We start from the raw sequence: 22936 nt of genomic DNA on the forward strand, positions 1-22936 counted from the left end.
TGTGGCGCTGGAGGGGCTAAATGCTGGCGCAACAACTGGTGAAGGGCATCCCAATCGGAAATCCAAGTGGAAACCAAACCGGTAAACCAACCGGAATCCACGCCAGCCAGCTTCGTCTCTAACCCGTTGTTTCGTATGACTTTTTCATCGACAATACCGGAAACAGAACCGGAAATCATGTCAGAAAAACCCAAGACGATTGCCGCCTATGACCAACCCCACCAGTTTGAGCCGCTGTTACCAGCGCTGAACCTGGACGGGTTGATTGAGGCCACGCGCCGCGTCTTCGAGAAATCGGCGCAGCTGCGAGCCTCGGCAAGCCCAGAAGCACGAGATGCCCTGCGCGCAATTGTCCGCTCGATGAACTCCTACTACTCGAACAGCATCGAGGGCCAGGGCACGCACCCTGCGAACATCGAGCGGGCGCTCAGGCACGACTTTTCCGAGAAACCCGACGTGGCCATGCGCCAGCGGGTGGCCGTGGCGCACATCGAAGCGGAACAGGAGCTCGAGCACCTCGTGACGACGGAGGCGGCGGCCCTGAGCAGCGATTTTCTCTTGAGGGCGCACGCAAGTCTGTACGGCAGGCTCTCGGAAGAAGACCGGCGCACCGACGATGGACGCATTGTTGTTCCGGGAGAGCTCCGGAAGCACGACGTCGCAGTCGGCCGACATCAACCTCCGACCTGGCAGTCCGTCCCTCAATTCCTAAAGCGGATGGATGAGCGATATGGCCAGCTCAAGGGCGTCGACGCCGTTCTCTACGCCATTGCGTCCGCCCATCACCGCATGGCGTGGACTCATCCGTTCGAGGACGGCAACGGGCGTGCTGTTCGACTGCAGAGCCACTGCGCCCTGTTTCCCCTCAGCGGCGGCTTATGGTCCCCAAATCGAGCGCTGGCACGCCAGCGACAGCGCTATTACGAAATGCTCGACAACGCCGACAGTGCCCGGCAGGGCGACCTCGATGGCCGCGGAAACCTCAGCCAGAAGATGCTTTGGGAGTGGTGTCGTTACTTCATCGAGCTGTGCGAGGACCAGGTCACGTTCATGGCCACCATGCTTGACCTTCCGAAGCTCAAAGATCGCATTCGGGCTTACGTGCTCGTGAGAGGGACCACGGACGGCATCTCGGAGTACCGGGAGGAGGCGGTCTTTCCGCTTCAGACGGTCGCAACGACGGGTTCGGTCGCGCGGGGCGACTTCATCAGAATGACCGGCTTGGAGGAGCGAACAGCCCGCAAGGTCGTGTCTCGATTCCTCGCCGACGGGTTGCTGAAGAGCGACGGCCACCGGTCGGAACTCAGCATTGGATTCCCCATGTCCTCGCTCAACATCCTGTTCCCAAACCTGTATCCAGAGGCCGCCACGGCGGCGCTCGAATAGATAGCCGGCTACGCCCGCGAGGCGCGAGGCGGCCTCTGAGAAGGCGCAAAAAGACATGTGCCAAGGTTCCTACGAGCCTGGATTCTGAGCCAGCCCTTTGACGTTCAGATTTCCAGCTGCCCCCACAGGCGCCGGATGCCGCCGAATCCCGGCGGACAAACCCGGACAAAGAAAAAGCCCTTAAGCGTTGATTCTTAAGGGCTTTTCGGAGCTTGCCGGATTACGCCGGACTTTAAATTGGTCGGTGTGAAAGGATTCGAACCTTCGACCCCTTGCACCCCATGCAAGTGCGCTACCAGGCTGCGCCACACACCGAAGCTCTCGATTATAGCCGTGCGTTTTCAGTGACCTGGACTCAGCAGTTCGCGAATTTCGTACAGTTCGCGCCGCAGGTGGAGTAGCTGCGACGGATCGATGGTCCGGTCTGCGCCTTGCGGCATATCCGTGCCTTCCTTGAGTGCGGCTTCGAACTCTTCCTGATCGATCTCGACCGCCTCCATGCCTTCGAGCGGCACTTCGCCAGCCTTGCGGCGGTCGCGCTCCGACTGGACCATTTCCTGCAGCTTGTTGCGCGCCCCGCTGATGGTGAAGCCCTGGTCGTAGAGCAGGTCGCGGATGCGGCGGATCATCAGCACCTCGTGGTGCTGGTAGTAGCGTCGATTGCCGCGCCGCTTCATCGGGCGCAACTGCGTGAACTCCTGCTCCCAGTAGCGCAGCACGTGCGGCTTGACGCCGCACAACTCGCCGACCTCACCGATCGTGAAGTAGCGTTTGACAGGAATCGGTGGGAGCGTTTTCTCCATTGAAATCAAGACGGTGCGAGGGAAACCTTAGAGATTACTCCACGCACCGCGCGCGACCAAGCACTATTCGGCGCCGAGACTCCACTCCACCTCTTGCGGCCCCTCTTCGCCGATGCTGCCGTGAATTTGTTCCTTCAGCTTGGCACTGGCGTGAAAGGTGGCGACGCGGCGCTCGCCGATCGGAATGGCCTCGCCGGTACGCGGATTGCGGCCAGGCCGTGGCGCCTTGACGCGGATCTGGAAATTGCCGAAGCCCGAGATCTTGACGTCCGTGCCTTCGATCAGGCTGGCCGCGATCAGGTCGAAGAAGGCTTCGACCATGTCCTTGGATTCGCGCTTGTTGAGGCCGATCTGCTCGAACAGCAGGTCGGCCAGGTGCGCCTTGGTGAGCGCGGGCGTTTCGAGGACTTCGAGCGTGAATTCCATGGCGTTCATACCCGCAGATGCGCGCCGAGCCGCGCGCTGAGTTGCTCGAGGATCGTGGCCACCGCCGCTTCGACCTGCTCGTCGGTCAGAGTGGCGCTGTCGCTATTGAAGCTCAGGCGCACGGCCATGCTCTTTTCGCCTTGCGCCAGGCCGCCGGGCGCGACAGTGCCGTCGCTCGCCACGGGCGGCCGGTAGATGTCGAACAGCACGGCGTCGCGCAGCAAGCTGGGATCGGCGGCCGCGCGGATGGTACGCATCAGCGCATCGTGCGTGATCGCTTCGGCCACCACGACGGCGATGTCGCGCTCCACCGCCTGGTGCTTGGGCACCGGTTGGGCTTCGGGCAGCGGCCGCGCGGTGACGGCATCGAGCTCGAGTTCGAACAGCACAGGCGCCTGGGCGAACTCCCATGTCTGGCGCCAGCGCGGGTGAAGCTCGCCCACCACGCCGATCGCACGGCCGTCGAGCAGCACGCGCGCCGCGCGGCCCGGATGCAGCGCGGGATGCTCGGTCGCCTCGAAGCTCGGCACAAGGGGCGCGAGCAGCGCTTCGACGTCGCCCTTGATATCGTAGAAGTCGACGCGCTGCGCCTTGCCGTCCCAGCGCGCGGCCTCGGCATCGCCCCAGGCCAGGCCTGCCACGCGCATGGGCTGGTGGATGCCCTTCACGGTGCTGTCGGTGGTGACGACTGTGTCGTCGCGCAGGAACACGCGGCCCAGCTCGAACACGCGCACGCGCGGCGCCCGGCGGTCGAGGTTGAACTTCAGCGCCTGGAGCAGCGAGCCGATCAGCGACGAGCGCATCACGCTCATCTGGCTCGCGATCGGGTTCAGCAGCTTGATCGGGTTGGCGTTGCCCGCGAGCTCCTGCTCCCAGTGCGCCTCGACGAAGCTGAAGTTGATGGTTTCCTGGTAGCCGAGCGCGGCCAGGCGATGGCGCACGGCGAAGCGGCTGCGCTGGACCTCGGGCCGCACGCGCGCGGTGATCGGTGCCAGCGGGGCCATGGTCGGCAGGTTGTTGTAGCCGACCAGGCGGGCAACCTCTTCGATCAGGTCTTCTTCGATCTGCAGGTCGAAGCGGTGCGGCGGCGGCGTGACGACCAGCGTGCCTTCGCCCTCTTCCATGGGCAGGCCGAGCCGGCGCAGCGCGTCGCCGCACTGGGCCTGGGTGAGCGGCATGCCGATCACGCGCGCAGCACGCGCCACGCGCAGCGTGACGGGCTTGGCTTCCGGCAGGCGCAGTCTCTGGTCGTCGATGGCGCCGGCCTGGCCGCCGCAGATGTCGACGATCAGCTGCGTGATGCGCTCGATGATCTGCACCGTGCGGCTCGGGTCGACGCCCCGTTCGAAGCGGTGCCCCGCGTCGGTGTTGAAATTGAAGCGGCGCGAACGGCCCTGGATGGACTCGGGCCACCAGAAGGCCGCCTCGACATAGATGTTGCGGGTGTCGTCGGACACCGCCGTCGCATCGCCGCCCATGATGCCGGCCAGCGATTCGACCTGGCCGCGCTCGTCGGCGATCACGCCGACCTTCTCGTCGACCGTGACCGTGTTGCCATTGAGCAGCTTGAGCTGTTCGCCCGGCTTGCCCCAGCGCACCGTGAGGCCGCCGTGGATCTTGTCGAGGTCGAAGATATGGGACGGCTGCCCGTACTCGAACATCACGTAGTTCGAGATGTCGACCAGCGGCGACACGCTGCGCTGACCGCAGCGCGCAAGTTGATCGACCATCCACGCCGGCGTGGCGGCCTTCGTATCGACGCCGCGGACGATGCGGCCCGAGAAGCGGCCGCACAGATCGGGGGCTGCGACCTGGACCGGCAGCTTGTCCTTCAATGCCACCGCCACCGGGGCGATGGCAGGTGTCTTGAGCGGTGCACCGGTCAACGCCGCGAGCTCGCGCGCGATGCCGTAGACGCTCAGTCCGTGCGCCAGGTTGGGCGTGAGCTTGAGCGTCAGCAGCGAATCGTCGAGCTTCAGCACCTCGCGCACGTCGGCGCCTACGGCCGCATCGGCCGGAAGTTCGAGCAGGCCGCCGTGGTCTTCGCTGAGCTTGAGCTCGCGCGCCGAGCACAGCATGCCCTGGCTTTCGACGCCGCGCAGCTTGCCCAGCTTGATCAGGAAAGGTTGGCCGTCATCGCCCGGCGGCAGCTCCGCGCCGACCAGCGCCAGCGGCACCTTGATGCCGGCGCGCGCGTTGGGCGCACCGCACACGATGTTGAGCAAGCTGCCCTGCCCCGCGTCGACCTGGCACACGCGCAGCCGGTCGGCGTTGGGATGCGGACCCGCTTCCTTGATCTCGCCGACCACGACCTTGGTGAAGGGCGGCGCCACCGGCCGGCGCTCCTCGACCTCGAGCCCGCCCATCGTGAGCGTCTCCGCCAGTTCTGCGCTGGAAAGCGGCGGGTTGCAGAACTCGCGCAACCAGGACTCTGGAAATTGCATCTCGTCGTTCTCGTTCTCTGTTTACTGGAATTGGCTCAGGAAGCGCAGGTCGCCATCGAAGAACAGGCGCAGATCGTTGACGCCGTAGCGCAGCATCGTGAGCCGGTCCGGGCCCATGCCGAAGGCGAAGCCGATGTAGCGTTCGGGGTCCAGGCCCATGTTGCGCACCACGTTCGGATGCACCTGGCCCGCGCCCGAGACCTCGAGCCAGCGGCCGGCCAGGGGGCCGGTCTGGAACTGGATGTCGATCTCCGCGCTCGGTTCGGTGAACGGGAAGAAGCTCGGACGAAAGCGCAGCACCAGGTCGTCGGTCTCGAAGAAGGTGCGGCAGAAGTCGGTGAACACGACCTTGAGGTCCTTGAAGCTCACGTTCTCGCCGAGCCAGAGGCCCTCGCACTGGTGGAACATCGGCGAGTGCGTGGCGTCGCTGTCGACGCGGTAGGTACGGCCCGGCGCGATCACGCGGATCTCGGGCGCCTTGACCGTGCCGGTGGTGTCGGCCGCCGCGGCTTCGAACTCGGCCGCGTACTTCTTGACGTGCTGATGCGCGTAGCGCACCTGCATCGGGCTGGTGTGGGGGCGCAGGTTGTACGGGATGCCGTCTTCGCCGTTGATGTCGACGTAGAAAGTGTCCTGCATGGAGCGCGCGGGATGGTTCGGCGGGTTGTTGAGCGAGGTGAAACTGTGCCAGTCGCTCTCGATCTCGGGACCGTCCGCGACATCGAAGCCCATGCTCGAGAAGATCGCCTCGATGCGCTCCATCGTGCGGCTCACCGGATGCAGGCCGCCAGGCGCACGCTGGCGGCCGGGCAATGTGACATCGAGCGCCTCGGCACGCAATTGGACGGCGAGTTCCTCGTCGGCCAGTTGCTGGCGGCGCTCGGTGAGCGCGGCTTCGATGGCCTGCTTGGCAACGTTGATCGCCGCGCCGCGCGACTTCTTCTCGTCGACGGAGAGCGCGGCCATGCCCTTCATCAACTCGGTGATGCGGCCGGCCTTGCCGAGGAACTGCGCCTTGGCGTTCTCGAGTTCGGCCGGGGCCTTCGCCTTCGCGAAGGCAGCACGTGCGGTGTCGACCAGGGAGTCCAACTCGTTCATGGGGAATACTTCGAGGTGAAAGAAAAAAGGGCTGGAGCCCTTTCAAGCGCCAGCCCTTGTGCCGTGGGCGCAGGCCGCTGTCCCGGAAGACGGCAACCCGCTGTGCAGGATCAAGCAGCCAGCTTGGCCTTGACCTGCTCCACGATGCCGGCAAAAGCGGCCTTGTCGTGCACGGCGATATCGGCCAGGACCTTGCGGTCGATCTCGATACCGGCCTTGCGGATGCCGTTGGCGAACTGGCTGTAGGTCAGGCCCAGTTCGCGCGAAGCGGCATTGATACGGGCAATCCACAGTTGACGGAACACGCGCTTCTTGGTGCGGCGGTCACGGTAGGCGTATTGGCCTGCCTTCATCACCGCCTGCTTGGCGATGCGGAAGACATTGCCGCGGCGACCGCGGAAACCCTTGGCGAGTGCGAGAACCTTCTTGTGGCGGGCGCGAGCCGTTACACCACGTTTGACGCGAGGCATGTGTGTACTCCTTGTTCGTCTGGATTAAATGCCGCTGCCGGGCAACATGGCGGCCATCGAAACCATGTTGGTCTCGTGCACTGCCGTTGCACCACGCAGGTGACGCTTGTTCTTGGTGGTCTTCTTGGTCAGGATGTGACGCTTGAAGGCTTGACCGCGCTTGACGGTGCCACCGGGACGAACGCGGAAACGCTTTTTCGCGCTGCTCTTGGTCTTCATTTTGGGCATGTGAATGCTCCTTTAGTTTGTGCTCGTGAGGCGCCGCGGATATTCCACGGGCTTGTTGGCCCCGAGACACTTCTTTATCCCGCCCTTGCCTGCACCTTGGAGTGCTGACAAGGGCGAAATCCCTTCGAATCCTTCTATCTCTTCAGCTCAGGCCGCGGCGGGTGCGGTTGTCGACTCAGCCGCCGGTTTTGCCGCGCCACCCGCCTTCTTGCGGCCCGGCGCGATCATCATGATCATCTGCCGGCCCTCGAGCTTCGGAAACTGCTCAACCACGATCGCGTCGCCGAGATCCTCACGAATGCGCTGCAACAGCGCCAGCCCGAGTTCCTGGTGCGTGATCTCGCGCCCCCGGAAACGCAGCGTGATCTTGCACTTGTCACCCTCGTCAAGAAAGCGCCGGATGTTGCGCATCTTGATGTTGTAGTCGCCTTCGTCGGTACCCGGCCGGAACTTGATTTCCTTGACCTCGATGACCTTCTGCTTCGATTTCGCTTCGGCGGCCTTCTTCTGCTCGTGGTACTTGAACTTGCCGTACTCGATCAGGCGGCAGACCGGCGGATTGGCCGCCGCGACGACTTCCACCAGATCCACGTCTTGCTCACCAGCCAGGCGCAATGCCTCGGCAAGACTCACGACACCCAATTGCTCGTTATCGGGCCCGATCAGGCGGACTTCCGGGGCCATGATTTCCCGGTTCAGGCGGTGTTGGCGTTCCTCGCGGTGGCGGCGGTCGCGAAATGCAGTAGCGATGGTCAGAATCCTTCAATCAATCTGCTACAAAAATTGTAGCGAACGCCGTAGAGTCCACGCCCACAAGCAGCCTGATTGCTCAAAATCAGCCTTTGAACCGGTTCAAATTCAAAGCTTGTGTTGGATGTCGGCGGCGATCTTTTGGGAGAACGCCTCCACCGACATGGCACCGAGATCAAGATTGCCCCGGGCGCGCACTGCGACGGCACCTGCTTCCTTCTCCTTGTCGCCCACGACGAGGATGTAGGGAAGCTTTTGCAACGAATGCTTCCGTATTTTATACGTAATCTTCTCGTTGTGCAGATCGAGCAAAACTCTAAGCCCTTGATTTTGCAGCGATTTCGCAACTTGAGATGCGTAATCCGCCTGTCCTTCGCTGATATTGAGCACCGCGACCTGCACCGGCGCCAGCCAAGCGGGCAGTGCGCCGGCGTGATGTTCGATCAACATGCCGATGAATCGCTCGAGGCTGCCGACGATCGCGCGGTGCAGCATGACCGGATGTGCGCGGCCGCTGGACTCGGTGACGTACTCTGCGTCCAGGCGCTCAGCCATGTTGAAGTCCACCTGCATCGTGCCGCACTGCCACTGGCGGCCGATGGCGTCTCGCAGCGTGTATTCGATCTTCGGCCCGTAGAAGGCGCCTTCGCCGGGCGAGATGACGAATTCCACACCCGATCGGCGCAGTGCCTCCATCAGCGCATGCTCGGCCTTGTCCCAGAGTTCGTCGGCGCCGATGCGGTTATCGGGCCGTGTTGCCACCTTGTAGAGGATCTCGGTGAAGCCGAAATCGGCATAGACCTTGAGCAATTGCCCCGTGTAGGCCACGCATTCCTCGAGGATCTGGTCTTCGGTGCAGAAGATGTGGCCGTCGTCCTGCGTGAATCCGCGCACCCGCATGATCCCGTGCAAGCCGCCCGAGGGCTCGTTGCGATGGCACTGGCCGAACTCGCCATAGCGCAGCGGCAGGTCGCGGTAGCTGCGCAGGTCGGACTTGAAGATCAGCACGTGGCCCGGGCAGTTCATCGGCTTGAGCGCGTAGTCGCGCTTTTCCGACTCCGTCGTGAACATGTTTTCGCGGTAGTTCTGCCAGTGGCCCGTTTTTTCCCACAAGCTCTTGTCGAGGATCTGCGGTCCTTTGACTTCCTGGTAGCCCGTGTCGCGGTACACCTTGCGCATGTACTGCTCGACCTGCTGCCAGATCGCCCAGCCCTTGGGATGCCAGAACACCACGCCGGGCGCCACCTCGTCGATGTGGAACAGATCGAGCTCCTTGCCCAGCCGGCGATGGTCGCGCTTCTCGGCCTCCTCGATGCGCTGGACGTACTGGTCCAACTGCTTCTTGTCGGCCCAGGCCGTGCCGTAGATGCGCTGCAGCTGCTCGTTCTTCGCATCACCGCGCCAGTAGGCGCCGGCCAGCTTCGTGAGCTTGAAGACCTTGAGGAAGCGAGTGTTCGGCACGTGCGGGCCGCGGCACATGTCGACGTACTCCTGGTGGTAGTACAGGCCCATCGCCTTTTCGTCGGGCATGTCCTCCACCAGCCGCAGCTTGTAGTCCTCGCCGCGGGACTTGAACACCTCGATGACCTCGTCGCGCGGCGTCATCTTCTTGACCACGTCGTAGTCCCGCGCGATCAGCTCGCGCATGCGCGCCTCGATCGCCTCCATGTCCTCGGGCGTGAAAGGGCGCTCGTAGGCGATGTCGTAGTAGAAGCCCTCCTCGATCACCGGACCGATCACCATCTTCGCCGTCGGGTAGAGCTGCTTCACTGCATGGCCGACCAGGTGGGCCGTCGAGTGGCGGATGATCTCCAGGCCCTCGTCGTCCTTGGGCGTGATGATCTGCAGCTTCGCGTCATGCTCGATCAGGTCGCTGGCATCGACCAGCTGGCCGTCGACCTTGCCGGCCACGGTCATCTTCGCGAGGCCGGGGCCGATGGACTTGGCAACGTCGGCCACCGAAACCGGGCCGGGAAACTCGCGGCGCGAGTTGTCGGGGAGAGTGATCTGGATCATGGGAAGAAAACCTCGGCGAGAAAACAAAAAAGCGCGGTCTGGGACCGCGCTTGGCTGTGGTTTGAGTGCTGGATGCTTCCAGCGTGCGCGGACTACCGGCCTCTTCCTTCAAGGAAAAGACCGCTCATTGCTTGCGGTGTAGTTCGCGGTGTCATAACCAGGGTGCCTTTCTCGCTCTTGTTGCTGCTGAGACGGAGCTGCCGATTCTATCCGCAGCCCGCTCAGGACGCGGGCGCTGCATTCTTGAGACCCAGCACCTCGATCGGCTCGATGGCCGGCGGTTTGGCGAACAGCTCCGGCGCCTTGGCCATCAAGGCCTGGGCGATCGGGCCGTTCAGATGCGCCTGGCGACCGGCCTCGTCCTCGAACGCGTCGAAGACACCGAAGGTGGTGGGCGAAATGCGCAGGGCGAACCAGATCGGCGTGGTCTTCTCGTCGCGCGCCATGGAAAGCCCCGCTTCGAGAAACTGCTGGACCTCGGCTTCCTTGCCCGGCTTGGCTTCGAGGCGGGCGAACAATGCGAACTTGATCATGAAGGTCTCCGGTGGACACGGAAGCGCGGGATTGCGCGTCCATGGTGGTGACTCTAGGCATGCCGCGGCATAGGACCTATTGGCATTTTTGACATCTTTGATATCGTTGTTGTCATGAAGGTCAACATCCTCGCACTCGACGGCGTGTTCGACACCGGCCTGGCCACGGTACTGGACGTGTTCACCACAGCCAACGAACTGGCCGGCATGCTCAGTCTGGATGTCGCGCCTTTCGAGGCAAAGCTCACCGGCGTGAGAAAGAGGGTCCGCACCTCGCAAGGCCTGAGCGTGCCCGTGGCCTCATCGCCCGATGCCGGCAAGCCGGACTGGATCGTCGTGCCCGCGATCGGCGAGAAGATGCCCGACGGCCTCCAGTTCGCGCTGCAGCGGCGCGACGTCGCAGAGGCTGCGGCCTGCCTGCGCGCGCAATCCGTACGAGGTGTCCGCATCGCCGCAGCCTGCATCGGCACCTTCGTGCTGGCCGAGTCGGGGCTGCTCGACCACCAGCACGCCACGACCACCTGGTGGCTGGCCTCGCTGTTTCGCCAACGCTATCCCTGCGTGAAGCTCGACGAATCGCGCATGTTGGTGAGCTCCGGCGCCTTCGTCACGGCAGGCGCCGCGCTGAGCCACATCGACATGGCGCTGCTGCTGGTGCGCCAGGCCAGCCCCGAACTCGCGGCGCTGGTGGCGAAATACCTGATCGTCGACTCGCGGCCTTCACAGTCCGCCTACGTGATCACCGATCACCTGAGCCACTCGGACCCGACCGTGGAGCGCTTCGAACGCTGGGCTCGCGGCAGGCTGGCAGACGGGTTTTCGCTCGACGAGGCAGCCGCGGCGGCGGGCACCAGCAAACGCACCCTGGCGCGACGCATGCAGCAGGTGCTCGGCAAGACGCCGCTGTCCTACTTCCAGGACCTGCGCGTGGAACGCGCCGTGCATCTGCTCAAGACCAGCGACAAGAGCCTGGAACAGATCGCGACGCTGGTGGGCTACGCCGAGGGCGTGACGCTGCGCGCACTGCTGCGCCAGCGCCTGGGCCGCGGCGTGCGCGAGCTGCGCATGGTCGACTGAGGCGAGACGAAAAAAAATCCCCGCGGATTGCTCGCGCGGGGACAAAACTCAAGCGCCGACGAAGATCAGTGGAACTGCTCTTCCTCGGTCGAACCGGTGAGCGCCGTCACGCTCGACTTGCCGCCCTGGATCACGGTGGTCACTTCATCGAAATAGCCGGTGCCGACTTCCTGCTGGTGCGACACGAAGGTGTAGCCGCGGTCGCGCGCCGCGAACTCGGGCTCCTGCACCTTCTCGACGTATGCCGACATGCCGCGCTTCACGTAGTCCTGCGCCAGGTCGAACATGTTGAACCACATCGAGTGGATGCCGGCCAGCGTGATGAACTGGTACTTGTAGCCCATGGCCCCCAGCTCCTTCTGGAACTTCGCGATGGTCGCGTCGTCGAGGTTCTTCTTCCAGTTGAACGAAGGCGAGCAGTTGTACGCCAGCATCTTGCCGGGATGCACCTTGTGCACGGCTTCGGCGAACTTGCGTGCGAACTCGAGGTCGGGCGTGCCGGTCTCGCACCACACCAGGTCGGCGTAGTGGGCGTAGGCGACGGCGCGCGAGATGGCCTGCTCGATGCCTTTCTTGGTCTTGTAGAAGCCTTCGGCGGTGCGCTCGCCCGTGAGGAAGGGCTTGTCGTTCTCGTCGTAGTCGCTGGTCAGCAGGTCGGCCGCTTCGGCATCGGTGCGGGCGATCACGAGCGTCGGCGTGCCGCAGACGTCGGCGGCCATGCGCGCGGCAATCAGCTTTTGCACCGCTTCGGTGGTCGGGACCAGCACCTTGCCGCCCATGTGGCCGCACTTCTTGACCGAGGCGAGCTGGTCTTCGAAGTGCACGCCGCCGGCGCCGGCCTTGATCATCGCCTTCATCAATTCGAAGCCGTTGAGCACGCCGCCGAAGCCTGCTTCGGCATCGGCCACGATCGGCGCGAAGTAGTCGACATAGTCCTTGTCGCCGGGGTTGCCGCCCTTGGACCACTGGATCTCGTCGGCGCGGCGGAAGGTGTTGTTGATGCGCTCGACCACCGTCGGCACCGAGTCCACCGGATAGAGCGACTGGTCGGGGTACATCGATGCGTAGCTGTTGTTGTCGGCGGCGACCTGCCAGCCGGACAGATAGATCGCCTTGACGCCCGCCTTGACCTGCTGCATGGCCTGGCCACCGGTGAGCGCGCCGAGGCAGTTGACGTAGGGCTCGTTGTTCACGAGATCCCAGAGCTTCTCGGCGCCGCGGCGTGCGAGGGTGTATTCGATCGGGAAGGAACCGCGCAGGCGCACCACGTCGGCTGCGCTGTAGCCGCGCTTGATGCCTTTCCAGCGCGGGTTGGTCGCCCAGTCTTTTTCGAGGGCGGCGATTTGCTGTTCGCGGCTCAGTTGTTCAGTGATGGTTTGGGGCATGGTCACTCCGAGGGTTGATTGAGAGGTGGCGCTGCGGCCGTGGACTTACTGTACGACAAGGCCACACTCTTATGTCTTATAGAAGACATATTTTTCACCGTTTAAAATCAACCACTTACGCGATGTTTTCTCAATGCGGAATAAATTTTCTTGTATTGAGAAAAAATATTGCGTCGCAGCATGCACGGATTTCGCGATGCGCAATGAACTCTTCGCTCATGAAATCGGGGGCATGTGTGCCAGCCAGTCGCCGCTCGCGATCACCGGCCTGCCCACGATGCGCTTCGGATGAATCTCGTAGACCAGGCACACGAGTTCCTTCGCGCCGGCTTGCACCTTCACTTCGCGCTTGATGTATTCGCCGCTGTCATCGGGCTTCACTTCTTCGAGCAGATCGAGCTGCGCTTCGAGCGCCGATGCGATCGCGTAGATCTCTCCGACCACCCGCGCAGTCCCGCCGAGCACGGCGCCCGGATAGCTGCCCAGGTCGTACAGCGTGCCGGCGATGGAGGCATCGGCCACATGCGCGGGCGCCGGCACAAAGCGTGCGATGTCGTTGCGCCCGCCACGGCGCAAGGTGCCGTAGACGAACACATGGCGGGCCGGGTCTGCAGGCGCTGCGGATTGGGGCATCATCGAATCACTCCTCGCACAACGCGCCCAGTCTATTGAACACCGCCCTCCCCGCGCCCGGCCGCTTCGTGGCTTACGGTTGCCTGGCCCTGAGCATGTCGCTCGTCGGCAGCTACGTCGCGCTCTCCAAACCCCTGGTGGTCGCCTTCCCTGTGCTGCTGCTCGCCTGGCTGCGCTTCGGCATCGCCGCCTTGGCGATGCCGCACTGGCTGCGCCGCCCGAGCGACGAACCCGCGATGACGGCGCGCACGCGCGGCCTGGTCTTTCTCGAGTCCTTCCTCGGCAACTTCATGTTCTCGATCTGCATGCTGTTCGGCGTGAGCCTGACCAGCGCGGTGTCGGCCGGCGTGATCATGGCGTCGATCCCCGCTGTCGTTGCGCTCACAAGCTGGCTGTTTCTGCGCGAGCGCATCACGCTGCGCATCTGGATCGCGATCGCTTGCGCGGCGCTGGGCATCGGGCTGCTCGCGTTCGCGCCGGCGCCTGCGCAAACCCATCCGGGCAGGGACGCCTCCGCACCGCTGCCCTGGCTCGGCAACCTGCTGGTCTTCTGCGCGGTGCTCTGCGAGTCCGCGTACGCGGTGATCGGCAAGTCGCTCACCGGGCGGCTCGGACCCAAGCGCATCTCTTCGCTGATCAACCTCTGGGGCTTCGTGCTCTCGACGCCGCTGGGCATCTGGTTCGCGCTTCGCTTCGACTTCGGCGCGGTGTCGCTCGGCCTCTGGGGCCTCCTGATCGTCTATGCGCTGGCCGCGAGCATCTGGACGGTGTGGCTCTGGATGACCGGTTTGAAGGGCGTGCCGGCCTCGCAGGCCGGCGTGTTCACCGTGATGCTGCCGGTCAGCGCGGCCGTCGTCGGCGTGCTCGTTCTCGGCGAGAGTTTGTCGATGCTGCAGGTCTGCGCATTCGCGCTCGCGCTGCTCGGCGTGGTGCTCGCCACGTGGCCTTCGCGCCGCTCCTGAGACAGCTTGCGCGCCGCTCAGAGGGAAAACGAGCGCTTCTCTCCTCTGAAAAAACAACAGCTCCCAATGAAAAAACCGCTTTTTCCCTTGGAAACGCGTTTTTTCTCCTTTAGCATCCGCAATGCCAGTGGAGACACCGCTTTTCATTGGTGAAAGTATCCAATCCAAAAAGGAAATCAACCATGGCAACTGCAAAGAAGGCTCCGGCCAAGAAAGCTCCTGCGAAGAAGGCCGCTCCGGCCAAGAAGGCGGCTCCTGCCAAGAAGGCTCCGGCGAAGAAGGCAGCACCCGCAAAGAAGGCCGCTCCCGCCAAGAAGGCTCCTGCGAAGAAGGCAGCTCCCGCCAAGAAGCGCACCCCCAACGCTGCGTTCATGAAGGCACTGACCCCCAGCCCGGCACTCGCTGCCGTGGTCGGCTCGACGCCTCTGCCGCGCACCGCTGTCGTGAGCAAGCTGTGGGACTACATCAAGAAGAACAACCTTCAAGACAAGGCCAACAAGCGCAACATCAACGCCGATGCCAAGCTGAAGGAAATCTTCGGCAAGCCGCAAGTGTCGATGTTCGAGCTCGCCTCGCTGATCGGCAAGCACGTCAAGTGAGCCTCGGGCGCCATCGGTGCCCGAATGAAGAAAGCCGGCGCGAGCCGGCTTTTTTTTGCCCTACGCGATCGGTCGCGCCTGCGCGGCCTTGGTGATCGACGACAGCGTGCCGCGCGTGGTGATCACCTCGGGGTCCAGCGGGATCTCGATCAGCGTCCCCGTATCGGCCGCCAGCGCCCGCAGCAGTGCCGCTTCGAACTGGGCAGTCTCGGTCACACTTTCGGCCGCATAGCCGTAGGCGCGGGCCAGCGCGCAGAAGTCCGGATTGCGCAAGGCCGTGCCGCTCACCTTCGCCGGGTACTCGCGTTCCTGGTGCATGCGGATGGTGCCGAACATGCCGTTGTTGAGCAGCACGATGATGCTCTTGCCACCATGCTGCGAAGCGGTGGCGAGTTCCTGGCCGTTCATCAGGAAGTCGCCGTCGCCGGCGATGGTGAAGGCGATGCGCCCGGTCGCGATGTTGGCCGCGATGCCGGCGGGAACGCCATAGCCCATGGCGCCGCTGGTCGGCGCGAGCTGCGTCTTGTGGCCCTTCACGAGACCGTGGTAGCGGAAGTAGCGATGCACCCAGCTCGCGAAGTTGCCCGCGCCGTTGGTGATGGCCGCATCCTGCGGCAGGTGCTGCTGCAGCAGGCGGACCACCGCCGCCATGTCGACCGCGCCGCGCGGCGTCTCCACCGGCAAGCCGGCGAGAGCCTGAGGCTCGAGGTTCGCCAGGTAGTCCGCGTTGGCCTGCGCGGTCCACGCCTCCCATGGCAACTCGGCCGGCGCACTCAGCACCTCGAGGCTGCGTGCGGCCGCGCTCATGCCGGCATTGATGGCCAGGTCGGCCTGGTAGACGCGGTTGAGCTCTTCGGCGCTCGCATGGATGTGCACCAGCGTCTGCTTTGCCTTCGGCGCTTCGAGCAGCGTATAGCCGCCGGTGGTCATCTCACCCAAGCGCGGGCCGATCGCGAGGATCAGGTCGCTTTGCTTCACGCGTTCGGCCAGCTTCGGATTGATCGCGATGCCGACGTCGCCGGCATAGAGTGGGTGGTGGTTGTCGAAGGTGTCCTGGAAGCGGAAGGCATTGGCGACCGGCAGTCTCCAGTTCTCGGCGAAGCGCTGCAGCGCCTGCGCCGCCTGGACGGTCCAGCCGCCGCCGCCGGCGATCACCAGCGGGCGTTGGGCCTTCATCAGCAGCTCGCGCAGCGTGCGCAGCGCGCCGGGGTCGCTCCAGGGTTGCACGGCCTCCACGCGCGCCAGCGGTCGCGCCGAGGTCATGGTGCGCAGCATGTCCTCTGGCAGCACGAGCACCACCGGACCCGGACGGCCGTTCATCGCCGTGGCGAAGGCGCGCGCGATGTACTCGGGAATGCGGTTCGCAGCGTCGATGCGCTCCACGCGCTTGGCAAAACCCTTGGTGCTGGGGCCGAAGAAGCTGCCGTAGTCGACTTCCTGGAAGGCCTCGCGATCGCGGAAGTCGCTGCCGACATCGCCCACGAAAAGCACCATCGGCGTCGAATCCTGGAAGGCGTTGTGCACGCCGATCGAAGCGTTGGTGGCGCCCGGGCCGCGGGTGACGAAGCAGATGCCCGGCCGGCCCGTGAGCTTGCCGTGCGCCTCGGCCATGAAGGCGGCCCCGCCCTCCTGGCGATTGACGATGAAGCGGATGCGCTCGCCGTAGGCATGGAAGCCGTCGAGCACTGCCAGAAAACTCTCGCCCGGGACGCCGAAAGCCAGCTCCACGCCTTGCTCGACCAGGCACTCGACGATCAAATGGCCTGCGGGTTGCGATGAACTCATGGACGTGATGCCTCTGTTGCAATATCGGTGCGCGGATTATCTGCGCGCCCCGAAACCTCTTGCCTTAATTCACCAACTGGTTAAATTCCGCCCATGAAAGCCCCATCCCCTGTGCCCGCCGAACCGCGCTCGCGCGATGCCGATCGCTCGCAGCTCGCGATCCTCGCCTCGGCGCGGGACGAGTTCGCGCAGCGTGGCCTCGCCGGCGCGCGCATGGACAGCATCGCGGCGCGCGCCGGGCTCAACAAGCGCCTGATCTACTACTACTTCGGCAGCAAGGACGACCTGTTCCTGGCCGTGCTCGAACGCACCTATGCCGACATCCGCGAGGCCGAGCAAAGGCTGCACCTCGACGAGATCGAGCCTGTCGAAGCAGTCCGCCGGTTGATCTCCTTCACCTGGCACTACTACCTCGAGCATCCCGAGTTCATCACGCTGCTCAACAGCGAAAACCTGCACCGCGCGGCGCATCTCAAGCGCTCGGACCGCATCCAGGACATGAACTCGCCACTGGTACAGCTGCTCGACACCGTGCTCGAGCGCGGCCGGCGCGACAACCTCTTCCGCGCCGGCGTCGACCCGGTGCAGCTCTACATCTCCATCGCCTCGCTCTGCTACTTCTACCTCTCGAACAACGACACGCTGTCAGCCGTCTTCGGCCGCGACCTGCGCGCGCCCAAGGCCATGGCGCAGCGTCTGTCGCACATGACCGACCTGGTGCTGGGCTACGTGCTGCGCTGATACGGGTATCTCCTAGGGTCCGGCCGTTGACGAGCCGGCGAGTGGCTTCCTAGAATCTCTAATTCACTTTTTGGTGAATTGCACACAGGAGACTCCCATGCGACCCACCACCCGACGTACCGCCCTCATTGCCGCGCTCGCGCTCTGCACCTCGTTCGGCGCCGCGGCGCAGGGCGTCTACCCCAACAAGCCGATCCGCGTGATCGTGCCTTTCGCCGCCGGCAGCACCACCGACATCATTGCGCGCGCCATCGCCGACAAGATGGGGGCCAGCATGGGCCAGACGCTGGTGATCGACAACCGCGGCGGCGCCAGCGGCACCATCGGCCAACAGGCCGTGGCCACGGCCGCGCCGGACGGCTACACGATCATGATCCACTCGTCCTCGCACACGGTCAGCCCCTCCACCTTCGCCAAGCTGCCCTTCGACACGGTGGGCGACTTCGCCGGCGTCACGCCGATCTCCTCGCTGCCCAACGCGCTGGTGATCTCGCCTTCTAAGAACATCAAGACGCTGAAGGAGCTGATCGCCGCCGCCAAGGCCAAGCCCGGCAGCATCAACTTCGCATCCGCGGGCCAGGGCAGCGCCACGCACCTGAACGCCGAGAAGTTCAAGCTGGCGGCCAACATCGATGCCACCAACATCCCGTTCAAGGGCTCGGCCGAGGCCGTGACCGAAGTGCTGGCCGGCCGCGTCGACTACTACTTCTCGCCGATCGCGCCGGTCATCGGCCAGATCAAGGACGGCCAGCTGCTCGCGCTGGCCGTGGGCTCGCCCAAGCGCGCGGCCGCGTTGCCCGATGTGCCGACCACGGCCGAGGCCGGGGTGCCGGGCTCCGAATTCAACTTCTGGATCGGAATGATGGCGCCGGCCAAGACGCCGCGCGAGATCGTGAACCGGCTGCACGACGAGGTCGCGAAGGCGCTCGCCAGCCCGGAAGTCAAGGAACGCTTCCTGAAGCTCGGCGCCGACGCCTGGACGCTCAAGCCCGAGCAGTTCGATGCCTACATCAAGGAAGAAATCGCCAGCAACGCCAAGCTCGTGAAGGCCGCTGGCCTCACGCCGACGCAGTAAGAACCCAGGGAAGGAAACACATACATGGCACAGCAACGACTCGGACTCATCATGCACGGCGTCACCGGACGCATGGGCATGAACCAGCACCTGATCCGCTCGATCGTCGCGATCCGCGCGCAGGGCGGCGTCCCGCTCTCCAACGGCGACAAGGTCATGCCCGATCCGATCCTCATCAGCCGCAACGCCGAGAAGATCGAGGCGCTGGCCAAGGCGCACGGCATCGAGCGCTGGGGCACCGACCTCGACCGCGCGCTCGAGAACAAGGACGACACGATCTTCTTCGACGCCGGCACCACGCAGATGCGCCCCACCCTGCTGGCCAAGGCGATCCGTGCCGGCAAGCATGTCTACTGCGAGAAGCCGATCGCCACCAACCTCAACGAAGCCGTCGAGATCGCGCGTCTGGCAGAGGGCTCGGGCCTCAAGCATGGCGCAGTGCAGGACAAGCTCTTCCTGCCCGGCCTGCGCAAGCTCGACATGCTGCGCCGCGCCGGCTTCTTCGGCCGCATGCTCTCGGTGCGCCTGGAGTTCGGCTATTGGGTGTTCGAGGGCGACCTGCAGCCGATCCAGCGCCCCTCGTGGAACTACCGCAAGGAAGACGGCGGCGGCATGATCCTGGACATGATGTGCCACTGGCGCTATGTACTGGACAACCTGTTCGGCGAGGTGCAGTCGGTCTCCTGCCTGGGCGCCACGCACATCCCCAAGCGCTGGGACGAGGACGGCAAGCCCTACGAAGCCACCGCCGACGACGCCGCCTACGCCACCTGCGAGCTCAAAGGCCACAACGGCGAGCCGGTGATCGCGCAGCTCAACATGAGCTGGGCCACGCGCGTGCGCCGCGACGACCTCGTGACCTTCCACGTCGACGGCACCGACGGCTCGGCCGTGGCCGGGCTCTCGTCGTGCCGAGCGCAGTCGCGCGTCGCCACGCCGCGCCCGGTGTGGAACCCGGACGAGAAGCAGAGCATGAACTTCTTCGACCAGTGGCAGGAGATCCCCGATTCGCAGGCCTACGACAACGGCTTCAAGATCCAGTGGGAGCACTTCATTCGCCACGTGGTGGAGAACGCGCCCTACAAGTGGACCTTGCCCGAAGGCGCCAAGGGCGTGCAGCTGGTGGAGGCCGCGCTCGAATCGTGGAAGGACCGGCGCTGGATCGACGTGCCAGCGCTGAAGATCTGAGGATTGCGATGACCCTCTCGCTCACGCTTCCCACCACCGGCGGCAAGCTCGCGCCCTACACGCTGCGCGGCACGACACCGGTCAAGCCGCCGCCGGGCGTCCGCTTCAACCGCATCGCCTACTCGGCCGCACATGTGGTGGCCGATCCGCTGGCCGCGATCGATCCGTGGCTGGAATGCGCGGTCGACTGGGACGCCACCATCGCCTACCGCCGCCATCTCTGGTCGCTGGGCCTGGGCGTCGCCGAGGCCATGGACACCGCGCAGCGCGGCATGGGCCTGGACTGGCCGACCTCGCTGGAGCTGATCCGCCGTTCGCTCGACGCAGCCAAGGACGTGCCGGGCGCACTGGTCGCCTCCGGCTGCGGCACCGACCATCTGAGCCTGATCGACGTGAAGAACGTCGACGACGTGATCCGCGCCTACGAAGAGCAGATGGAAGCCATCGAGGCGCTCGGCGGCAAGCTGATCGTGATGGCCAGCCGCGCGCTGGCCCATGTCGCGAAGAGCCCGGCCGACTACGAGCGCGTGTACGACCGCATCCTCTCGCAGGCGAGGCAGCCGGTGGTGCTGCACTGGCTGGGCGACATGTTCGACCCGGCGCTCGCCGGCTACTGGGGTACGAAGAATGTCGACGCGGCGATGGACACCGCGCTCGGCATCATCGCCGCCCATCCGCAGAAGGTCGACGGCATCAAGATCTCGCTGCTCGACAAGGACAAGGAGATCGCGATGCGCCGCCGCCTGCCGGCGGATGTGCGCATGTACACGGGAGACGACTTCAACTATGCCGAGCTGATCGCGGGGGACGGCTTCGGCAGCGAGCCCACGCACGGAAAGAGCGATGCACTCCTGGGCATTTTCGACGCCATCGCGCCGGCCGCGAGCGCTGCGCTCGGCGAACTGGCGCAGGGCCACACCGAGAAGTTCCACGCGATCCTGGGCCCCACGGTGGCGCTGTCGCGCCACATCTTCGCGGCGCCCACGCGCTTCTACAAGACCGGCGTGGTCTTCATGGCCTGGCTCAATGGCCACCAGAAGCATTTCGCGATGGTCGGCGGCCAGCAGAGCACGCGTTCGCTGCCGCATTTCGCCGAACTGTTCCGACTGGCCGATGCGGCCAATCTGCTGGAGCAGCCGGAGTTGGCTGTGTCGCGCATGAAAACGCTGCTCGCGATGCACGGCGTCGACAGCTGATTGCACACCACCCGGGAGTCGCCATCATGCCGTTGCCCGACCGCTTCGAAGACCTCGAGCAGCTCGAGGACCTGATGTCGCAGCCTTCCGCGGCGCTCGTGCAGACGCTGCAGAAGATCGAGGGCGACATCCTGGTGCTGGGCGTGGGCGGCAAGATGGGCCCCACGCTGGCCCGTATGGCCAAGCGCGCGACGCCGGGCCGGCGCGTGATCGGTGTCGCGCGTTTCTCCGAACCCGGCCTGCGCGAACGGCTCGAAGGCCACGGCGTCGACTGCATCGAAGCCGACCTGCTCTCGCGCGAGGCGCTGGCCGCCCTGCCCGATGCACCGAACGTGGTCTTCATGGCCGGGCGCAAGTTCGGCTCCTCCGGCAGCGAATGGCTGACCTGGGCGATGAATGCCCATGTGCCGGCACTGGTGGCGGAGCGTTGGCGCAGCTCCCGCATCGTGGCCTTCTCGACCGCCTGCGTGTACCCGTTCGCCGATGTGCACGGGCCGGGCGCACGCGAAGAGGTGCCGCCCACGCCGCCGGCCGGCGAATACGCGAACTCCTGCGTCGCGCGCGAGCGCATGTTCCAGCACTTCTCGCACCTGCACGGCACCGCGGGGCGGCTGATCCGACTCTCGTACGCGATCGACATGCGCTACGGCGTGCTGCACGACCTGGCGCAGAAGCTCATCGCGCGCGCGCCGATCGACTTGGCCATGGGCCATGCCAACATCATCTGGCAGGGCGAGGCCAACGACTGGTCGCTGCGCGCCCTGGCCCACTGCGACACGCCGACCTCGCCGCTCAACCTGAGCGGGCCGGCCATTTCCATCCGCGAGGCCGCGGAAGGACTCGCGCAGCGCCTCGGCGTCGAAGCGGTCTTCACCGGCCGCGAGGCCGACACCGCCTGGCTGATCGACTGCAGCCGCGCTTTCGAACTCTTCGGCCCGCAGCAGGTCACGCTCGCGCGCATGCTGGACTGGACGGCCGACTGGACGCGTCGCGGCATGGCCAGCCTCGGCAAGCCCACGCACTTCGAGGCGCGCGACGGCAAGTACTGACCATGCACTACTCCGAAATCCCGCCCGCCTCGCTCGCGCTGCTCAAGCGCGGCGCAGTGATTCCGGCGCACCTGCTGGCACTCGATGCCGATCGCAAGCTCGACGAGCGCCGCCAGCGCGCGATGAGCCGCTACTACCTCGACGCCGGCGCCGGCGGCCTGGCCGTGGGCGTGCACTCGACGCAGTTCGCAATCCGCGAGGCGGGCCTCTACAAGCCGGTGCTCGAGCTCGCGATGCAGGAAGCGCTCACCTGGGAAACGCTGGACGGCAGGCGCCCGCTCTTCATGGTCGCCGGCCTGGCCGGCTCGACCGCGCAAGCCGGCGCCGAAGCGATCACCGCACGCGGGCTGGGCTACCACGCCGGCCTGCTGAGCCTGGCCGCGCTGAAGGGCGCGAGCGAAGACGCGCTCATCGACCACTGCCGCGCCATCGCCGAGCTCATGCCGCTGGTGGGCTTCTACCTGCAGCCCGCGGTCGGTGGCATCCACCTGCCCACGAGCTTCTGGCGCCGCTTCGCCGCGATCGACAACGTGGTGGCCATCAAGATGGCGCCCTTCAACCGCTACCGCACGCTGGACGTGCTGCGCGGCGTGGTCGAGGCCGGCGCCGAGGCGCGCGTCACGCTCTACACCGGCAACGACGATCACATCGTGCTGGACCTGCTCACGCCCTACCGCTTCGTGCGCGACGGCAAGGAAGTGACGGTGCGCATCAAGGGTGGGCTGCTCGGCCACTGGAGCGTGTGGACGCGCCGCGCCGTGCAGCTGCTGGCGCGCATCCACGACATGGTTCCGTCCGGCGCCGTGCCCGCCGACATGCTCGCGCTCGACGCGCAAGTGACCGACTGCAACGCCGCCCTGTTCGACGTCGCCAACGATTTCCGCGGCTGCATCGCCGGCTGCCACGAGGTGCTCAGGCGCCAGGGCCTGCTGGCCGGCACCTGGTGCCTCGATCCGCAGGAAGGCCTGAGCCCGGGCCAGGACAGCGAACTCACGCGCGTGCACGACGCCTACCCCGATCTGCACGACGACGGCTTCGTTGCCGAACACCTGAAGCGCTGGCTGAGCTGAGCGCCGCTTCACTTTTCAAAGG

At 65.1% G+C, this 22936-nt stretch carries 22 protein-coding genes and 1 tRNA gene; 10 read left to right on the forward strand and 13 right to left on the reverse strand.

All coding sequences use genetic code 11. The features are described from left to right. The first annotated feature begins 66 nt into the window (after nt 1-66). Complete coding sequence (locus ACSQ9A_RS17845) at nt 67-1386, forward strand: Fic family protein (RefSeq protein WP_436304617.1); 1320 nt, start codon at nt 67-69, stop codon at nt 1384-1386. Nucleotides 1387-1624: 238 nt separating this feature from the next. Here ACSQ9A_RS17845 and ACSQ9A_RS17850 read toward each other — a convergent pair. The 10 genes from ACSQ9A_RS17850 to ACSQ9A_RS17895 all read right to left on the reverse strand — a co-directional run bounded on the left by ACSQ9A_RS17850 (nt 1625) and on the right by ACSQ9A_RS17895 (nt 10154). Further along, nucleotides 1625-1701, reverse strand: a tRNA-Pro gene (locus tag ACSQ9A_RS17850). A gap of 26 nt (nt 1702-1727) precedes the next feature. After that, on the reverse strand, nt 1728-2189 hold the full coding sequence (locus ACSQ9A_RS17855; protein WP_436304618.1) for a MerR family transcriptional regulator: 462 nt from the start codon (nt 2187-2189) through the stop codon (nt 1728-1730). Between the two features lie 63 nt (nt 2190-2252). Further along, nucleotides 2253-2624 (reverse strand): integration host factor subunit alpha, encoded by a 372-nt coding sequence (locus tag ACSQ9A_RS17860; protein ID WP_093109753.1) that lies wholly within the window; start codon nt 2622-2624, stop codon nt 2253-2255. Continuing rightward, on the reverse strand, nt 2621-5059 hold the full coding sequence (gene pheT, locus ACSQ9A_RS17865; protein ID WP_436304619.1) for a phenylalanine--tRNA ligase subunit beta: 2439 nt from the start codon (nt 5057-5059) through the stop codon (nt 2621-2623). Before pheT ends, ACSQ9A_RS17860 begins: the two co-directional genes overlap by 4 nt. A gap of 21 nt (nt 5060-5080) precedes the next feature. Then, nucleotides 5081-6157, reverse strand: a complete 1077-nt coding sequence (gene pheS / locus ACSQ9A_RS17870; RefSeq protein WP_436294546.1) for a phenylalanine--tRNA ligase subunit alpha — start codon at nt 6155-6157, stop codon at nt 5081-5083. A gap of 110 nt (nt 6158-6267) precedes the next feature. Continuing rightward, the gene (gene rplT / locus ACSQ9A_RS17875; protein ID WP_028253492.1) at nt 6268-6627 is read right to left on the reverse strand and encodes a 50S ribosomal protein L20; all 360 of its coding nucleotides are present in this window, start codon (nt 6625-6627) and stop codon (nt 6268-6270) included. 24 nt (nt 6628-6651) lie between these two features. Then, nucleotides 6652-6855: a 50S ribosomal protein L35 gene (gene rpmI, locus ACSQ9A_RS17880; protein ID WP_028253491.1), complete on the reverse strand. Its 204-nt coding sequence runs from the start codon at nt 6853-6855 to the stop codon at nt 6652-6654. Nucleotides 6856-7002: 147 nt separating this feature from the next. Then, nucleotides 7003-7614, reverse strand: coding sequence for a translation initiation factor IF-3 (gene infC, locus ACSQ9A_RS17885; RefSeq protein WP_093109756.1), 612 nt, complete (start codon nt 7612-7614; stop codon nt 7003-7005). Nucleotides 7615-7713: 99 nt separating this feature from the next. Continuing rightward, the gene (gene thrS / locus ACSQ9A_RS17890; RefSeq protein WP_436304620.1) at nt 7714-9621 is read right to left on the reverse strand and encodes a threonine--tRNA ligase; all 1908 of its coding nucleotides are present in this window, start codon (nt 9619-9621) and stop codon (nt 7714-7716) included. Between the two features lie 221 nt (nt 9622-9842). Continuing rightward, entirely contained in the window at nt 9843-10154 is a 312-nt protein-coding gene (locus tag ACSQ9A_RS17895) for a putative quinol monooxygenase (protein WP_093109758.1), read from the reverse strand. A 114-nt stretch (nt 10155-10268) separates the two neighbouring features. Here ACSQ9A_RS17895 and ACSQ9A_RS17900 point away from each other — a divergent pair, with 114 nt between their 5' ends. Continuing rightward, nucleotides 10269-11231, forward strand: a complete 963-nt coding sequence (locus ACSQ9A_RS17900; protein ID WP_436304621.1) for a GlxA family transcriptional regulator — start codon at nt 10269-10271, stop codon at nt 11229-11231. Between the two features lie 65 nt (nt 11232-11296). Here ACSQ9A_RS17900 and aceA read toward each other — a convergent pair whose 3' ends face one another. Both aceA and ACSQ9A_RS17910 read right to left on the reverse strand, forming a co-directional pair. Then, nucleotides 11297-12616, reverse strand: coding sequence for an isocitrate lyase (aceA, locus tag ACSQ9A_RS17905; protein ID WP_436304622.1), 1320 nt, complete (start codon nt 12614-12616; stop codon nt 11297-11299). 216 nt (nt 12617-12832) lie between these two features. Continuing rightward, on the reverse strand, nt 12833-13249 hold the full coding sequence (locus ACSQ9A_RS17910) for a gamma-glutamylcyclotransferase family protein (RefSeq protein WP_436306319.1): 417 nt from the start codon (nt 13247-13249) through the stop codon (nt 12833-12835). A gap of 35 nt (nt 13250-13284) precedes the next feature. On the opposite strand from ACSQ9A_RS17910, the gene ACSQ9A_RS17915 reads away from it, so the two are divergent. Next, nucleotides 13285-14211, forward strand: coding sequence for a DMT family transporter (locus tag ACSQ9A_RS17915; RefSeq protein ID WP_436304623.1), 927 nt, complete (start codon nt 13285-13287; stop codon nt 14209-14211). A 182-nt stretch (nt 14212-14393) separates the two neighbouring features. Beyond that, nucleotides 14394-14810, forward strand: a complete 417-nt coding sequence (locus tag ACSQ9A_RS17920) for an SWIB/MDM2 domain-containing protein (RefSeq protein WP_093109762.1) — start codon at nt 14394-14396, stop codon at nt 14808-14810. A 60-nt stretch (nt 14811-14870) separates the two neighbouring features. On the opposite strand, the gene ACSQ9A_RS17925 is transcribed toward ACSQ9A_RS17920, so the two are convergent. Beyond that, a complete protein-coding gene (locus tag ACSQ9A_RS17925; protein WP_436304625.1) occupies nt 14871-16595 on the reverse strand; it encodes a thiamine pyrophosphate-binding protein in 1725 nt (574 codons plus the stop codon). 93 nt (nt 16596-16688) lie between these two features. On the opposite strand from ACSQ9A_RS17925, the gene ACSQ9A_RS17930 reads away from it, so the two are divergent. From ACSQ9A_RS17930 to ACSQ9A_RS17955, 6 genes are all read left to right on the forward strand, one after another. After that, entirely contained in the window at nt 16689-17336 is a 648-nt protein-coding gene (locus ACSQ9A_RS17930) for a TetR/AcrR family transcriptional regulator (protein WP_436304626.1), read from the forward strand. A 97-nt stretch (nt 17337-17433) separates the two neighbouring features. Continuing rightward, a complete protein-coding gene (locus ACSQ9A_RS17935) occupies nt 17434-18411 on the forward strand; it encodes a tripartite tricarboxylate transporter substrate binding protein (RefSeq protein WP_093109765.1) in 978 nt (325 codons plus the stop codon). 24 nt (nt 18412-18435) lie between these two features. Beyond that, nucleotides 18436-19599, forward strand: a complete 1164-nt coding sequence (locus ACSQ9A_RS17940; RefSeq protein WP_436304627.1) for a Gfo/Idh/MocA family protein — start codon at nt 18436-18438, stop codon at nt 19597-19599. A gap of 8 nt (nt 19600-19607) precedes the next feature. Beyond that, on the forward strand, nt 19608-20795 hold the full coding sequence (locus ACSQ9A_RS17945) for a dihydrodipicolinate synthase family protein (RefSeq protein WP_436304628.1): 1188 nt from the start codon (nt 19608-19610) through the stop codon (nt 20793-20795). Between the two features lie 26 nt (nt 20796-20821). After that, nucleotides 20822-21844 (forward strand): NAD-dependent epimerase/dehydratase family protein, encoded by a 1023-nt coding sequence (locus tag ACSQ9A_RS17950; RefSeq protein WP_436304629.1) that lies wholly within the window; start codon nt 20822-20824, stop codon nt 21842-21844. Between the two features lie 2 nt (nt 21845-21846). Continuing rightward, nucleotides 21847-22914, forward strand: a complete 1068-nt coding sequence (locus ACSQ9A_RS17955; protein ID WP_093109769.1) for a dihydrodipicolinate synthase family protein — start codon at nt 21847-21849, stop codon at nt 22912-22914. The last annotated feature ends 22 nt before the right edge of the window (nt 22915-22936 follow it).

Origin of the sequence: Variovorax sp. LjRoot290 (assembly GCF_964253985.1) — a bacterium.
GTDB lineage: Bacteria > Pseudomonadota > Gammaproteobacteria > Burkholderiales > Burkholderiaceae_C > Variovorax.